Origin of the sequence: Pseudomonas sp. CC120222-01a, assembly GCF_003097235.1 — a bacterium.
Lineage (GTDB): Bacteria > Pseudomonadota > Gammaproteobacteria > Pseudomonadales > Pseudomonadaceae > Aquipseudomonas.
The window spans coordinates 172488-187044 of sequence record NZ_QEQQ01000001.1 but is presented as its reverse complement, the minus strand read 5'-3'; the positions used below and the strand labels follow the sequence as shown (position 1 = coordinate 187044).

The 14557-nt window shown below is 61.3% G+C and carries 13 protein-coding genes and 1 pseudogene; 6 read left to right on the top strand and 8 right to left on the bottom strand.

Annotated elements, in window-relative coordinates:
- Positions 1 to 770: 770 nt before the first annotated feature.
- The 3 genes from N430_RS00930 to N430_RS00920 all read right to left on the bottom strand — a co-directional run bounded on the left by N430_RS00930 (position 771) and on the right by N430_RS00920 (position 2870).
- Positions 771 to 2057: a chloride channel protein gene (locus N430_RS00930; protein ID WP_256592052.1), complete on the bottom strand. Its 1287-nt coding sequence runs from the start codon at positions 2055 to 2057 to the stop codon at positions 771 to 773.
- Between the two features lie 179 nt (positions 2058 to 2236).
- Complete coding sequence (locus tag N430_RS00925) at positions 2237 to 2500, bottom strand: DUF3077 domain-containing protein (RefSeq protein WP_110632009.1); 264 nt, start codon at positions 2498 to 2500, stop codon at positions 2237 to 2239.
- Between the two features lie 127 nt (positions 2501 to 2627).
- Positions 2628 to 2870, bottom strand: a complete 243-nt coding sequence (locus N430_RS00920; protein ID WP_110632012.1) for a hypothetical protein — start codon at positions 2868 to 2870, stop codon at positions 2628 to 2630.
- Between the two features lie 369 nt (positions 2871 to 3239).
- Here N430_RS00920 and N430_RS00915 point away from each other — a divergent pair, with 369 nt between their 5' ends.
- Complete coding sequence (locus N430_RS00915; protein ID WP_110632015.1) at positions 3240 to 3749, top strand: hypothetical protein; 510 nt, start codon at positions 3240 to 3242, stop codon at positions 3747 to 3749.
- Between the two features lie 52 nt (positions 3750 to 3801).
- Here the strand turns inward: N430_RS00915 and N430_RS00910 are convergent, their stop codons facing one another.
- Together N430_RS00910 and N430_RS00905 are read right to left on the bottom strand one after the other, a co-directional pair.
- On the bottom strand, positions 3802 to 4056 hold the full coding sequence (locus N430_RS00910; RefSeq protein WP_110632547.1) for a hypothetical protein: 255 nt from the start codon (positions 4054 to 4056) through the stop codon (positions 3802 to 3804).
- Between the two features lie 133 nt (positions 4057 to 4189).
- Complete coding sequence (locus N430_RS00905) at positions 4190 to 4369, bottom strand: hypothetical protein (RefSeq protein ID WP_110632020.1); 180 nt, start codon at positions 4367 to 4369, stop codon at positions 4190 to 4192.
- A gap of 143 nt (positions 4370 to 4512) precedes the next feature.
- On the opposite strand from N430_RS00905, the gene N430_RS00900 reads away from it, so the two are divergent.
- Complete coding sequence (locus N430_RS00900; RefSeq protein ID WP_110632023.1) at positions 4513 to 5391, top strand: LysR substrate-binding domain-containing protein; 879 nt, start codon at positions 4513 to 4515, stop codon at positions 5389 to 5391.
- A gap of 153 nt (positions 5392 to 5544) precedes the next feature.
- Here the strand turns inward: N430_RS00900 and N430_RS00895 are convergent, their stop codons facing one another.
- Positions 5545 to 6762: an amidohydrolase family protein gene (locus tag N430_RS00895; RefSeq protein WP_110632026.1), complete on the bottom strand. Its 1218-nt coding sequence runs from the start codon at positions 6760 to 6762 to the stop codon at positions 5545 to 5547.
- 285 nt (positions 6763 to 7047) lie between these two features.
- Here N430_RS00895 and N430_RS00890 point away from each other — a divergent pair, with 285 nt between their 5' ends.
- The gene (locus tag N430_RS00890; protein ID WP_110632029.1) at positions 7048 to 8202 is read left to right on the top strand and encodes an MFS transporter; all 1155 of its coding nucleotides are present in this window, start codon (positions 7048 to 7050) and stop codon (positions 8200 to 8202) included.
- Positions 8203 to 8317: 115 nt separating this feature from the next.
- Positions 8318 to 8698: an NUDIX domain-containing protein gene (locus tag N430_RS00885; protein ID WP_110632032.1), complete on the top strand. Its 381-nt coding sequence runs from the start codon at positions 8318 to 8320 to the stop codon at positions 8696 to 8698.
- A gap of 48 nt (positions 8699 to 8746) precedes the next feature.
- Here the strand turns inward: N430_RS00885 and N430_RS00880 are convergent, their stop codons facing one another.
- Positions 8747 to 8932: a hypothetical protein gene (locus N430_RS00880; RefSeq protein ID WP_110632035.1), complete on the bottom strand. Its 186-nt coding sequence runs from the start codon at positions 8930 to 8932 to the stop codon at positions 8747 to 8749.
- 340 nt (positions 8933 to 9272) lie between these two features.
- On the opposite strand from N430_RS00880, the pseudogene N430_RS29875 reads away from it, so the two are divergent.
- A pseudogene (locus N430_RS29875) lies at positions 9273 to 9368 on the top strand (LysR family transcriptional regulator); the annotation flags it as partial.
- 63 nt (positions 9369 to 9431) lie between these two features.
- Positions 9432 to 13757 (top strand): NEL-type E3 ubiquitin ligase domain-containing protein, encoded by a 4326-nt coding sequence (locus tag N430_RS00870; RefSeq protein WP_110632038.1) that lies wholly within the window; start codon positions 9432 to 9434, stop codon positions 13755 to 13757.
- 18 nt (positions 13758 to 13775) lie between these two features.
- Here the strand turns inward: N430_RS00870 and N430_RS00865 are convergent, their stop codons facing one another.
- Positions 13776 to 14549, bottom strand: coding sequence for a helix-turn-helix transcriptional regulator (locus tag N430_RS00865; protein WP_110632550.1), 774 nt, complete (start codon positions 14547 to 14549; stop codon positions 13776 to 13778).
- Positions 14550 to 14557 lie beyond the last annotated feature (8 nt).

The window sequence follows — 14557 nt, the reverse complement described above, 5'->3', positions numbered from 1 at the left end:
TTTGCTGCTTAAAACTGCGCTGTAGCTTCTCGGTTCCACTGGGCGAAAGTCGCCCCAACTCGCCAATGCATGACAGACAGCCTCGACGCATAGGCCGTTGAGGGCGCGGCCTCCGGTCGATTTTTCACACTACTGCTGCATTACTGGCAGTTGCGCACGTGGAAGAGGTTATAGCCGATGATCTCGGCGCGCCTAGCGTACCGCTCGATGTCCCTGGCCCGATAGCGCTCGTGCCCTGGGAGCCGCTCGGCTTTCACGTTGGGTATTGCCTCGAAGAGCTCCTCGAAAGCGATGCTGTATCGTGCTCTGCAAACGACGCCTGCAAGGCATGGTGAAAGAGCTGCTCATTCTCCGGGTGCTTCGTGTGCCAGGTGCTCAGGCGGAGCCACTGAGACAGAGATTACTCCAGAGCCTTGAGATCATTCCGCACTTCCTGGGGAGCTTGTAGCAGCGGGTGGTTCCGTCAAACTGCTTGAAAATTACAGCAAAAACCGATTCCAAAACCGAAACGGCGACCCTTAAAGTATGCGGCTTGTAGCTGTGTCGTTTCGTCTTTGTTTTGGAATCGATTTCGGCTTTGCGCCCGCATGGATAGGGCACTTGTACCACGGTCTTGAAAACCGTCGATGCGCAACTATCCTAGAGTTCGAATCTCTACGCTTCCGCCACTAATTCTTATTAAAGCCCTGATTTTTCAGGGTTTTTTTATGCCTCTAGTATCTCGACCCATCTGTTAGCCAGGTGATTCAGAGATCTGGCGCATGCAAACCTTATCGTGCTGTTGGCGAGCCTTCCAGCTGCTTGGTTATATTGTGTGCCAAGGCGTGATAGAGCGAGACCGGCGCGATCCATCCGGAGACGGACGACGCAATGAGGCCTGCTGCGAGAAGCGGAATGGCCAAGTCAGGGCTGTGGGACAGCTCAAGTACAATCACTGAGCCGGTCAATGGCGATCGAGTCACGCCGCCAAGGTAGGCCCCCATTCCGAGCAGCGCGCCTGTCTGAACATCGAAGCCTGGAATGAATGACAGCAGCGGTGACAAGGCTGCACCTACGCTCAAGGATGGGGAAAACAAGCCGCCGGGGATACCCGCCAGGTACGAGACAACGTTGGCCAGGAATTTCCAAACAAGGAAGGCCTGGTCTGTTACCGGTTGGCCTTCGAGCAAGCTGCGCGTCTCTTCATATCCAGTGCCAAAAACATGGTTGCCTGATAGCAAACCCAGTACAGCCAACACCATGCCGCAACCTGCGGCGAAGCGCACTGGCCATCGCGAACGAACTGCACATAGCTTACCTATCAAACCGCGATCGGAAGGCAGGACCAGTCTCACGTAAACGCCACCCAGCAGGCCACCGAGCACTCCGAATGCGGGCACGGCGGTCCACTGCCAACCTTGCGGAAGCTGGGCTCCGATCTCGCCAAAGTAGGAGTAGTGGCCCAACAACCCGAGCGTCACCATGCCCCCAATCACGACCGCGGTCAGCAAGAGCCCGCTGAACCGTTGTTCAAAGGTACGGCTGAGCTCTTCGATCGCGAACACGATGCCCGCTAATGGTGTATTGAACGCTGCTGCGATCCCTGCCGCACCACCAGCCAGAATCAGCCCGGAAACAGTGCGTCGACCGTGTAGACCGAGCCGGGTACCGAAGGCGTAGATAACCGCAGCGCCAACGTGCACGGTAGGCCCTTCACGGCCTACCGAGCCTCCCACCAGCAGTGCACCGACAGTCAGCACCATCCTTGCTGCTGCGACGGGCACGGCCAGCACCTGGCGCCGGAAGCTGCGGGAGGGAAACTCCAGAGCAGCAATGACTTGCGGAATGCCGCTACCTTTTGCCTGGCTAAACCAGCGATGGCTTAGCCAGGCAAGTAATGCAAAGCCTGCAGGTGTGATAAGGAAAGGTGCCCAGTGATAGTGCTCGGTAGCGGCTTCGAACAGCGCGTATGCGTGGTCTGCCGACCAGGCAAATGCCAGTGCTACCAGCCCCACCAGAAGCGCGCCGACCCAGAATGCGACGCGCTGACGCCACCTGCGCCATCCACCATAAACGATACGACCCGTTTCTTTGGCGGGAGGTTGGGCAGGAGGGGTATCGGGGTCGGTGGACTGCAAAGGAGACACTCCGGGATCTGTAGTCGCGGATTATGCCCTATTGGGCAAGCGACGTATGAGGCTGTTTCCCTGACAGGTTTGGCTTTTCGGGCGCCTTTCGAGAACAGGCTGAATAGCCTTCATTGCATCATGCCCAACTCAGCATCATCCATCAGCGCCTTGGCCAACGCACTCAGGTAATGCGCAGCCCAGATCATCATCGGCTTCTCATCCATCAAGCCGACAATCGTCAATTCCCGCACATACCCCATCAATTCCGAAGCCTGCTCCCGAGCACTTCTGCAAGGAATGCCCGCTTCGATGCGAAACAGCGGATGTGTGTGGTTCTCACCCTGGAAGAAAATGGTTTTGCCGACGGTGAATTTGGTGTCGTCTGTCGTCATTATTGTTCCCTCAATATTTTCGCCGCCTGGGCTGGCCTAATCGCCGGCAAGCCAGCTCCCGCAGAAGTCGCACAAGCTTCAGACATGCTGGTGTCAGGCCCAGCCCAGGCAACACATGGTTGTCGGCTTAGTGCAGCGTTCGCGGCTCGGTCGGCATCTGTACTTGAATCAATGCCGTTTCAAGCAACAGCCGCAGCGACTCAAGTTCATGTGTCGACGCCATCATCAATGCTGCCGCTGGTGACTTGGGCTGTAGCAGCATCGCCTGATGCGATACAGCTAGCGCACAAAGTGCGTAGTCCGCAGCCTGGATCAGGGTGTCTTCGAGGGAGTGAAATGTATGGGGTGGATCGGGAACTATTTTCAGCATTAGTCAATTCCTCATCGGTGCCGCGACCTGTCTCCCGTCAAGAAGAGGGTGGCGGCTGTACGTGGGTTGACGGACCGGTGGAATTGACAAGTTCCGGCGCACGCGGGCGTGCCCGCACGTACAGCCACCATAAAAATGAAAGCCGTATGTCAAAACCGTCGCGGCCCGTCAAAGCCGTGTCGCTGATATGCAGCGACAGGCCGAGACTAGAGACCCATCAGGCCCCTCGCAACGGAAAATAGGCGGCAGGAGTATCTTTCAGAAACAGACTACAAGAAAGGGAACAATTCCGACTTTTCGACACATTTTAAGATATTTACGACCACCCATTACGCACAAAAAGGCTTGCTTAAAGCCACCAGGATTGAAATGAAAAAGTACCTCACCCTAGCAATCGCATTGCTGGCCCCGCTGCTGCTCTCTGCCTGCTCCACAACCGGCACAGCAAAGCCCCCCAGCGAAACAGCCATCACAACGCCCAAATACCTGAAAAGTGACCTCTACGGCCTCTGGTACTCCAACGCCGATGACGGCACCTCACAGGCACTGGCACTGTTGCTGCTCAAGGCAGACGGTTCAGCCGCCGATTTCCTGATCCTCAACGAAAAAGACTCAATGCAGAAGATCGTGCAGCAGTCGTCCTGGTCGTACGACGCTGAACGCAATGTCTTCGAGCAAACAGTCAACGAAGTGTCCATCCAGAAGGGCAAGGCGGCCGCAGAGGTTACTCATCCCCACGAAGTCATCCGGGCATCGGTGGAGTTGGTAAAGCTGGATAACAAGGTGATAGGCATCAAATTCAAGCGGGAAGATGGCGAGGTGACCAGCTACCTCAAAGGCAGCGCCGCCATGCTCGAAAAGCTCAAGCACATCCAGTAAGCGCGCTGCCCCATGCTGAAACGAAAAGCCCGCCGAAGCGGGCTGTTTTCATTCACGATTGCATGACTGGACATTCCACCCGCAAGAAGGGGAAAAGTTCGTCTGGATTTCGGCATTCATCGTTCAGCTTGGCGCGTGCCGCTTCGGCAAGCGACCGGGTTGAGTAGCTCGGCTTCAAGCGCAGTTTTTCTTGATTGTCGTAAATGTCGAAACCACCCGAAACCGTAGCGGCGTAGAAGCGCGCCCCCGATTGGAAGGATTCCTTTTTGATCGGTACAGCTGGAACGATAACAAATCTTGTTTGCATGATCCGTGCCTCCCCAGACAGTGACTTTAGTATTAGCCTGAGGTGTGAAGGCATCAATATGACTCATCGAGACGATTCAATGGCGCGTCGTGTCAGTGCTGTCAGGCAACCGTTTGCGTCCAGAGCGGCTGTGTCAGCGTTCAGCTTTCTGCCGCTGCAAGCGCTGGATACGGTTGACCGCGATCTGCACGCAGGCGGCCACGACGCAGAGCAAACCGACTTTCCAGCTACCCTCAAGGCCAACATGCTCGGCCAGTTTCCCCGCGATGATCACGCACACGAAGATGGCCACAGGTAAGATCAGTTTGTTCATCAGGTCTTCCAGGGAGAGGCAAAGAAAGGCGCCAGTCTACTTCACTGGGCTTGCCCCGTGACAACGGACACCAATAAGCGCTTCCCCGTGGTCCAGCTTCAGGCATCATGCTCCCAGCCCCACTCGAAAGCCGACTTCTGCCAATGACTGACAGCACCAAACCCAACCGCGCCATCTACGACCTGGACATGCTCCGCGCCGTGGTCATGGTGGCCGACTGCGGCAGCTTCACCACCGCCGCCGCACGCCTGCATTCCACCCAGTCCACGGTCAGCCAGAAGGTGCGCCGGCTGGAGGAAATGGTCGGCCACCAGCTGCTCGACCGCAGCAACCGCGAGGTGCACCCCACCGACGCCGGGGAAACCCTGCTGCGCTACGCACGGCACCTGCTATCAGTAAGCAACCAGCTAAGTGAAGCGATGTCGGGCGGGGTCTCGGTCACGGTGCGCATCGGCCTGCCGGATGATTTTGTCGCGGGCAAGACGATGCAGGCGCTGGCGGCGTTCAACCGGCTCAACCCGACGGTGAAGCTGGAGATCACCGGTGGCCTGAGCCGCGACCTGATGAGCACCTACGACCGCGGTGAGCTGGACCTGGTGCTGGTCAAGCAGCGGCGCCACAGCCGCGAGGCCAATGCCTGCCAGCCGGAGCGCATCGAGTGGATCGACAGCGCGCAGTATCCGAGCTTTGCCCAGGACCCGATCCCGCTGGTGACCTTTCCGCCGCGTGGCCTGTACCGCGATGACATGATCAGCGCGGTCGAGGCCATGGGCCGCACGTGGCGCATTGGCTTTACCAGTTCGAGCCTGGCGGGTATCCAGGCGGCGGTGGCCAATGGGTTGGGGGTCAGCCTGCTGCCGTCGCGGGTGGTGACGGCCGGGCATCGCGTGCTGGGGGCGGAGGAGGGGTTCAAGCCGATTCGGGTGTTCGAGGCAGCGATCTTCCATCGGCCTACGGCGGATCCGATGGTCAAGGAGCTGGCCGAGATACTGATTGGCATTTTGCGGGCGGAGGCTGAGTAGAGACCACGCTTGCTTGTAGGAGCGGCCTTGTGTCGCGAAAGGGCTGCGCAGCAGCCCCGGCAATTCATGCTTCTGCGCTGAGATCCTGGGGCTGCTGCGCAGCCCTTTCGCGACACAAGGCCGCTCCTACAAGAGATCGCGTCAACGAGATGATTAGCGACGCAGTTCCGCAGCAAACTGCGCAGCCTTCAACTGCAACTGCGCAGGCCCGCCCCAGAACGCGCCATGGCGCACGATCACCCGTTCGTGGATGGCTGCCGCCACCGCCGCCGCCGCATTCGGTGCCTTGAACAGGATGAAGCTGGCTTCGTTGCCCACCTTCAACCCGTAATCCTGCTTGCCCATCACTCCGGCACCGGCCACGGTCGCCATCTCCAGCGCGACCCGCAGTTCCTCGTCGGTATTGAACCCGGAGCGGTAGCTGACCAGCATCGCCCGTTGCAGCATGTCGCCGTTGCCATAGGGCCACCAGGCGTCCTGGATATTGTCGTTGCCGGTGAACACCCGCACGCCACCGGCACGCAGGCGCAGCACGGGCGGGAAGGCGTGCTCGCCGGGGGCGTTGGTCATGATCGACACGCCAGCAGCAGCCAGCACTTCGGCAGTGCGGTCAACCACGGCGTCACTGACATCACCCAGGCCATAGGCGTGGCTGACCGCCACCAGGCCTTGCATGCCCAGTGCCTGGGTACGGGCGGCGATGCGCTCGAGCTGGGCGATGCAGATGTCAGCCGGTTCGTGGAGGTGGATATCGACCTTCACACCATGCCGGTCGGCAATGCCGAACACGATATCCAGCTGGGCTTCGGCATCGCCGTCCAAGGTGCTCGGGTCGATGCCGCCAACCACCTGCACGCCCTCGCGCACGGCGGCTTCCATTACCTCGGCAGTGCCGGGGCAGGTCACCACGCCGGCTTGCGGGAACGCCACCAACTCGATGTCGATCAGGTCTTTCCACTTGTCGCGGGCTTCGAGGATGGCGCGCAGGTGGGTCAGGCCGGTGCTGGCGTCGACGTCGACATGGCAACGCATGGCCAGGGTGCCGAACGAGGCGGCCTGGCGCATCAGCGCGTCGGCGCGCTCGACGATCGGCGGGGCGCTGGCGAGCTCGCGCTTTTCCACGGCCAGGCGTTCGCGCAGGCTGGCGACGGGCTGGTGCGGGCGCCAGCGGTCGCCGACGAAGCTCTTGTCCAGGTGGATGTGGCCATCGACGAAGCCTGGCAGCACCAGCAGGCCTTCGAGGTCGATGGTCTCGCCAGCGGCGGTGCTGGCGCGTTGCGGGCCGATGTGGCTGATGCGGCCATTGCTTACGGCGATGTTCAGGGGTTGGCCATCGGCGTCGATGGCATTGATGAACTCACGGTCGTTCATGATGGGGGCCTTTAATTCCGAGGCTTGAGTACCGTCATACGGTAGGGATGATCCAGCCCCCTCACAAATTAATTATCAGGATCGACCACAGTGCATTTCTTGATGCAAGCAAGGGCCGTTGGCCTGCATTAAAAAGTCCACTGAAGTCGATTCCGATAATTAACTTTCAAAGCCTTCGGACTCGGCCCAGGATTGACCGCGTGACCGGCCCGGCCGCCTGATACGGCGCTTTCAGGGCTGCTCAACACCCCACAATAAAAACAAATGCCGTGTCGGAGTCCTCCCATGATCAATGATTCCAAGCTGCTGCGTGCCGCCTTGATTTTCATTGCCTGTACTTCATTCATCGTCTGTGGCGTGCAACCCATTTTCATGGGTTTGGTCACCGAGCAACTGAGCCTCTCGCTCGACCAGCAGGGCTGGGTGGTGTCGGTCGAGATGATCGGCATGACCCTGGGCACCTTGCTGTGCCCGATCCTGATGAAGCGCCACGGTGGGCGCAGCCTGTGCCTGGTGGTTGGTGCGTTGTGCGTGGCCTTGAGCATCGCCACTGCCTTCGCCAGCACCAATGCGGTGTTGCTGATCGTGCGCCTGGCGGCCGGCACCTGCGCCGGGCTGGTGTATGCCTATGCGGTGTCGACGCTGGGTCGCCTGCCCAACCAGGACCGTTCGTTCGGGCTGATGCTGTTGTTGCAGACGCCTGAGTACTCGCTGTTTTCCGCAGCCTTGCCGATGCTTGCCGCGCAGAGCGGGACTGTGACCGCCTTGTGCGCATTCGGCCTGTGGTACCTGCTGATCTGTGGCGCCAGCCTGGTGTTGCCGCGTCGCCCGGCAGTATCGCTGGCAAGCGGCGAAGGCTCGCCCGCCCAGGGTGGTTCGGCGCGCACCGGGCGCACGGCATTGGTGGGCATGCTGTTCATGCAGATCGCCATCTATTGCGTATGGGGCTTTATCGACCAGTTGGCGCGTGACCAGGGCATCGACGGTGTCGATATCGGCTGGGCATTCGGCCTGTCGGCCATCGGCGGTCTGCCTGGGGCAGGGCTGCCAAGCCTGCTGGGGGCGCGGGTCAACCGTCAGCTGATGATCGCCGTGGGGCTGGTTGCGGTGTTCATCTCCATTGCCATGCTCACCGGTCACACCCGCACACCGATGCAGCTGTTCGTCGCGCTGCTGCTGATCAACTTTGGCTGGGTGCTGTCGCTGTCGTACTACATGGCGCTGATCACCACCAATGACCCGACCGGCAAGCTCACGCCGCTGGTCAGCATCACCTTGATGGGCGCTGCGGCGGTGACTCCGGCGCTGATCGCCCTGCTGGTGGAGGGCTCCAACCAGCAGCTGATCTTCCTGCTGGGCACTGCGGCACTGGTGGTCGCCTTCGCCGTGACCTGCCTGGGGGCGGGGACCCGACCGATGCGCAGCAAGACAGCAGTCTGAACTACCTCGCGCCGGTGATGGTCATTCAATCGACACATTACCGCCCTACAGTCGGGACAGGAGCCTTGCACGGCTCCTGTCCGGTCAACCGAATGGGATCGCGCGCATGAAGGCAATGGACACGGCTACAGCCAGACGCAAGGGCATCAAGCTTCGCGCCACGGTGATCTACCGCAAGGATGGCGAGGTGCTGTTCGTACGCAAGCGCAACGCCAAATGGAACCTGCCGGGTGGCACGGTGGAGCGCGATGAAACGCCGCTGGAAGCGGCCCATCGCGAGATGGTCGAGGAGACCGGCCTGGCCTTCGACGAGTTGCGCTACATCACCGAGTTCAGGGAGGACAAGGTCATCCACTACCTGTTCGAAGCCCGCAAGACCGCATCCAAGCCGCGCCCCTGCAATGAAATCGAGGCCTGCCGCTGGATCAAGCCAAAGGCGGTATCGAAGCGCCGGGTTCGGCGCCCGATCAAGACCTTGCTCAAGCGCTGCGCATGAGTTGAAGCACTCGCAAAAACGCCCCGCGCTGACGGGGCGTTTGCTTTTCTACTGCAGCGTCGGTGGTTTGGCCGCTGCAGGTAATGCGGCCACTACTGCTTCTATCCGCGCAATTTCTCGCCTCAGCCGCTCAGCTTCTTCCTGCTTGCCTTCGGCCTTCAATCGGTCCCGCTCTCGGCGCAGATTGAGCAAGTTTTTCTGCAAGGCCAGGCCAGATTTATTGTATTGATCCATGTTTCTCTCGTGGCATTGGCATCCGTGCCGTTGTAAGAAAAATGGACCGTATCAGTGACAAAATCTTGCGGGAACTGGGGTTTCATACAGGAAAGTGCCGATACCGCGATTTTGCCTACCGGGTTCGGAAGAAACGTCCTACAAATTCGCCGTCCAGCTGTTTCAATTCATGTGCATCGAAACACCGCCAAATACCCGTATTTGCTGAGCTTTTCAGCGCAGTGGCCATGCCATGGGGCGGGCAGGGCAGCCAAGGCGTTTTTCTCCATGGTTGCAACGTTATGTAGCAATTGTCAGTCCGTCACCACCCCTTGCCGACTTGCTGGTTGGCCTCCAGGTAGCGATGCATGTCCTGTATGCGCCGGACCGGCGCCTGACGCCCAAGCTACGCAGTTTTCCGGACTTCGCCCGGGAGGCGTTCGGCGCCAAGCAGTAAGTACCACAAAGCGCCCTGGCCGCTGCGCTGTGATCCGAGCTTTGCACACTGCAGAGGTCGACCATGGCAAACACACCTATCGCTGAACACTCCATCGACGCACTGATCGCCAGCCGCCTGCCAGGCTGGCTGAAGCAGGCGCCTGTTGCGCGGTTGCACGAGCTGAATCACTGCCTGCAACTGCAGCAGGATGTCCAGCACCAGCTGCAGGCACTGTTCCGTGGCCTGACGCCACTGGATAGCTTTGCCGAAGCATTGCTGGCGCCGGCATTGGCCGAGCGCCTGAAGCGCCCTGTGGCTGTCCGCCAGGCCATGTTCGACTTGCGTTGGTTGCAACGCTATCCCGTAGCCCGTCCGGAAATACCGATCAGCGTCCGAATTCACCATTTTCGTAACAGCCTGTTGGCTGCGGCTTTGCACAATTTCAGCTATTCCGAAACCTTGCCTCTAGGGCTGGCTGAGGGCACGCGCGTACTGGATGAGCAAGGGCAGCCCCTGCCGCTATCGGCCCAGGCGTTTGCTGAACTCTGCCGCACGCTGGACGTGGGTGGCCAGTACCAGGCCTACCTCAAGCGTCAGCTGACGCCTCCCGGAACGGCCGGCGAGGCCATCGCGGATTTGCTGGAGCGGGGCCAGCGCTATGCGCTGGAGGCTGCGGTACGCCTGGCGGCGCTGCGCGGCGAGATCGACGAGCAGGTTTCTCTGCGCTGCCTTGCAGCCATCAGGGCCGACAAAGGCAAGGCCGATGGCGCGCAGCCCATGGGCCTGCGGCTGTTGGGCAAGCGTGTCAATGGCGTGGTGGCCTTCGAGGTGAGTGGTGAAGGCCCGTTGCCAGCGGCGCAATCTGGCGTACTGTGCTGGATACCCAATGACCCGCAGGGGGCGGTGAGCTGGCACACGTCCTGGACTGCGCTGTTCGACAGGCTGGGCAGGCGCATGCGTTTGCCTGACTACCCAGCATTCTTTCAGCGCTTCATCAGCGAACGAGACCGTGAGGCGTTCTCCCGTGCGCTGGCCAGTGCCATGTCCGCCAGGGGCGCGCAGGTGGAGCTCGATGGCCGCTGGCAGGCAATTGACGAGCCGTTGTACCTGCACCTGCGCAAGCGCCTGCTGGATGTTCTGTTCGATGATGCCCAGGTGCTTGGTATGCCGACCGAGGCCATCGATGAAGCCGAGCGTATCCGGCGCTTGCAGTTCTACCTCGGTGCAGGGCTAGACCTGTTGGGGCTGGCGAGTTTCTACGTGCCGGGCCTGGGCGTGGCGATTCTCGGCATTGCCGCATTGCAGGTGGTGGATGACTTGTACGAGGGTTACAACGATTGGGCGTTGGGCGATCGCCAGGGCGCGCTGGAGCATCTGCTGAGCGTGGCGGTCAACGTCACGCAAACGGTGCTCACTGCGGGTACGGGCGTATTGGAGGCGCGGCTGTTGCAGCGTTCGGCATTTGTCGATGGGCTGGCCCCCGTGGCCACGGCCGAGGGGCAGCGCAAACTGCTCGACCCCAAACTGGGGGCTTACGCGTTGGTGGAAAGCGAAACGGCCATTGGCCAACATGCGACCTTTGATGGCCAGGCGCGCCTGGGAACTCATCAGGCTGTCTATCAGGTGGAGGGTGATCCGGACGAGCAATCACTGCAAATACGTCATCCCCACCGTAACGATGCCTACTCGCCAACTTTGCGGCGCCTGGACGCCGGGCGCTGGCGGCACGAGTTCGAGTTGCCCCAGACCTGGCAGGGTAGCGAACTTGTGCGACGCATGAGCAGCACGCTGGCCGATGTCGATGAACAGACCGCGCGTGAGGTGTTGCTGGCCACTGACTTCAGTGCTGACCAGCTGCGCCTGCTGCACCTGAACGAGGAGAGCGCTCCGGCGCGTCTGCTCGATGCCGTGCAACGTCATCGATTGCATGAGCGCTACCCGAGAATTCGCGGGGACGCGTTCGAGCAGCATGTTGCCGAGCGGCAAGTGCAACCAGGGCCCGCGCCCCAGCTGTTACGTCGTGATTTTCCGGGGCTGACGGTACGCAGCGCGCAGCAGATCGTCGACCAGGCGGACGAACTGCTGGTCGAGCGCATGCTCGGCGAGCAGCGGGTGCCGTTACAGCTGGCCGAGCAGGCCTGGTGGTCGGTCCGTGAAAGCAGGCTGGACCGTGCCTGTGCCGGGTTGGCGCAGGCTGCGGCGATCAACGCCGACACTGAGCGGCTGGCGTTCGGATTGCTCGGCCAATGGCTGTCATGGCCGGAGTCGGTGCGGGTGGAACTGCGTGAAGGGGACTCGTTTACGCCTGCGCAGATGGGGGGGCAAGCAGCAAGTGAGGTGCGTGTGATCGCCAAGGGGCCGTCGGGCTATGAGGCCCGGGACAGCTCGGGTAAACCACTGGCCAATGCCACGCCGAACGACGACTTGATGCAGGCGTTGTGGTTGCAGCTCGATACAGCGCAGCGCCAGGCGCTTGGAGAAGCCGGCACCAGCGCCGAAAGGTTGGCACAAGGGCTGGCACAGCGTGCTTGCGACCGGCGCCAGACGTTGGCTGAGTTGCTTGGCATGGCACCGCCCGGTGGCCGCGTGCGCCTGCCCAGGCGCCTGGCGGACGGGCGCCTTGGCTATCCGCTGAGCGGGCGCGGTGAAAGTAGCGCGGCATCCCTGCGCTACGCGTTGCTGCGCTTGTTCCCGAGCTTCAGCGACGCCCAGGTCGAGGAGTTTCTGGCTTCGTCGAGCCGGCACGGCATGACGCCCTGGCATCGATACTTCCTGCTCCAGGAAGAGTTTCGTCAGTTGGAGAACGCCCTGGATACCTGGCGACGTGAGTCTGCCAGCCGCGTGCAGGCCCTGCGTCGAGGCTGGGTAGCACGCCGGATTCGCCAGGCTTGGCAACGCAGGGGCCACGCGGACCACAGCGGCCATCAACTGCGCATCCACGGTTGGCGGGTCGGCGCGCTGCCCAGGCTTCCAGAACGGGTCGACTTCGGTCACGTGACGCACTTGAGCCTGAACCACATGGGCCTGCTGCACATCGAAGAGAGCTTCCTGCAGCGCTTTACCGGCGTGCTGCGTCTTGACTTGCAAGACAATGTGCTGACCGCATTGCCTAATGGCCTTGAGCACCTGGCCGAGCTCAGGGAGCTACAGCTGGGGCAAAACCACATCCTGCTGACGGCCAGCGATGCCATGCGGATCAATACCCTGCAGCGCTTGCATACGCTTGGCCTGGACGGCAACCTGATTGGCCGTGTGCCTGAGGTCAGTGCGTTATGGCGCCTGCGCAGCGTGCATCTGCGCGCTACGGGGCTGCGCGAGTTGCCTCAAACGCTGCTCGCCTCATCCTCGCTGACGTTCATCGACCTGCGGGATAACCAGATAAGCGAAGTGTCGGACGCCGCGCTCGAACTGCTGCGCCAGGACCCGCGACGTCTGTACTTGCACGATAACCCGCTGTCCGTGCAGGCGGTCAGGCGAATCCGCACCTTGCTGGCAGACGTGGACAGTGACCTGCTGCCTGTACGCAGGCACGAGCACGGCCTGGAGGATGAACGCCTGCGCTGGCTTGAAGGGATAGACCTGGTGGAGCAGCCGCGGCGGCTGGCGCAATGGGACCGGCTGGCCGCCGAGGACGGGGCGCAGGACCTGTTCCGTTTCTTCGCGGACTTTTCCCGTTCACGGGACTTCACCCGTCAGCCTCAGGAAATGTGTCGCAGGGCGTGGGCGGTGATCGAAGCCTGCGAGCTGAACAGTGAGGTCCGCGAGGCCGTGTTCCAGCAAGCGGCCGGGCCGCGCAGCTGCGCCGACCAGATGCTGCTGATCTTCAGTGCCCTGGAGGTGAGGACGTTGGCGGCACAGCGTGCGGCAGGGCTGGAAGGGGTGTATGCGATGCGCCCACTGTTGCGTCTGGGACGTGAGCTGTTCCGACTGGACCAGGTCGACCGTATTGCATCGCGGCATATCCAGCAGATGCGTGAAGGCGACCCTTACCTGCCGGTGGATGATGTGGAGGTGCACCTGGCCTATCGGGTTGGCCTGGCCAACAACCTGTCACTGCCCGGGCAACCCTCGCATATGAATTATGCGAATGTCAGTGGCGTGCACGCCAGCGATCTTGAAGCCGCCGAGCGTGAAGTCCGGGGCGCGCAGACGCACGATGCGCTCAGTCGCTCGCTGGCCGAGCGAGATTTTTGGCAGAGCTACCTGCGGACGTTGCATGCCGACTGGTTCGAGAACATGGACGAGCCGTTTCACACCCGCCTGGATGCGCTGTACGAGCAGCGGCAGCAGATGAGCGACCAGGACTATCGCGCAGCCGTCGAGGTAGTGCAAAACGAGCGGATGTTGGCGGAGCGGGCACTGGTGTTTCAGTTGACCCGCCAGGCTTATGATCGCCATCCAAGTTGAGCCCATGCCGCAACAGGCCTACTTGAAGAACTGGCTAGGCGTGGTGCCGAACTGGCGCTTGAACATGCTGGCGAATGCGCTGGGGCTGTCATAGCCCAGCGTGCCTGCAACATCGATGATGCGCTCGCCCAGGGCGATGCGCTCCAGCGCCTGCATCAGCCGCGCCTGCTGGCGCCACTGGCCGAAGGTCATGCCGGTTTCCTTGCGGAACAGGCGCTGGATGGTTTTCTCGTCGACGCCCAGGTGCGTGCCCCAGTCGGCCAGGGTCGAGGTGTCGTGTGGCCGCTCGTGGAGGGTCGCGCAGATGGTCCGCAAGCGTTTGTCGCGGGGTTGCAGCAGCTTCAGCGGCAAGGTTGGCAGCACGCAGATCTCGTCGAGGATCAGGCGCATGATCCGCGCCTCACGCGAGTCCTCGACAAACGGCCCGGCAAAGTCGACCGACGCTTTGATCAGTTCGCTGAGCAGCGGTGAAATGCTGATGGCCTTGCTTGCCAGCGGCAGCTCGAGTGCCGCATCGGGGCGCACGAACACGCTGCGCATCTTTACCTCACCGACACAGCGGATGGCATGCACCTGGCCGCTGGGCATCCAGATACCCCGACTGGGGGGCACGGTCCAACGCTCGGCCTCGGACTCGACCAGCATCAGCCCCTTGATGGCGTAGATCAGTTGGTGCTTGGCGTGCGAGTGGGGAGCGATGTACCAGTCAGGCGGGTAGTCGGTTGCCCGGCTGCCCACCTCCCAGGTCCATTCATCGACCTCCAACAGCAGTTCGTGCTGGGGTTTGACCATGATGTTCT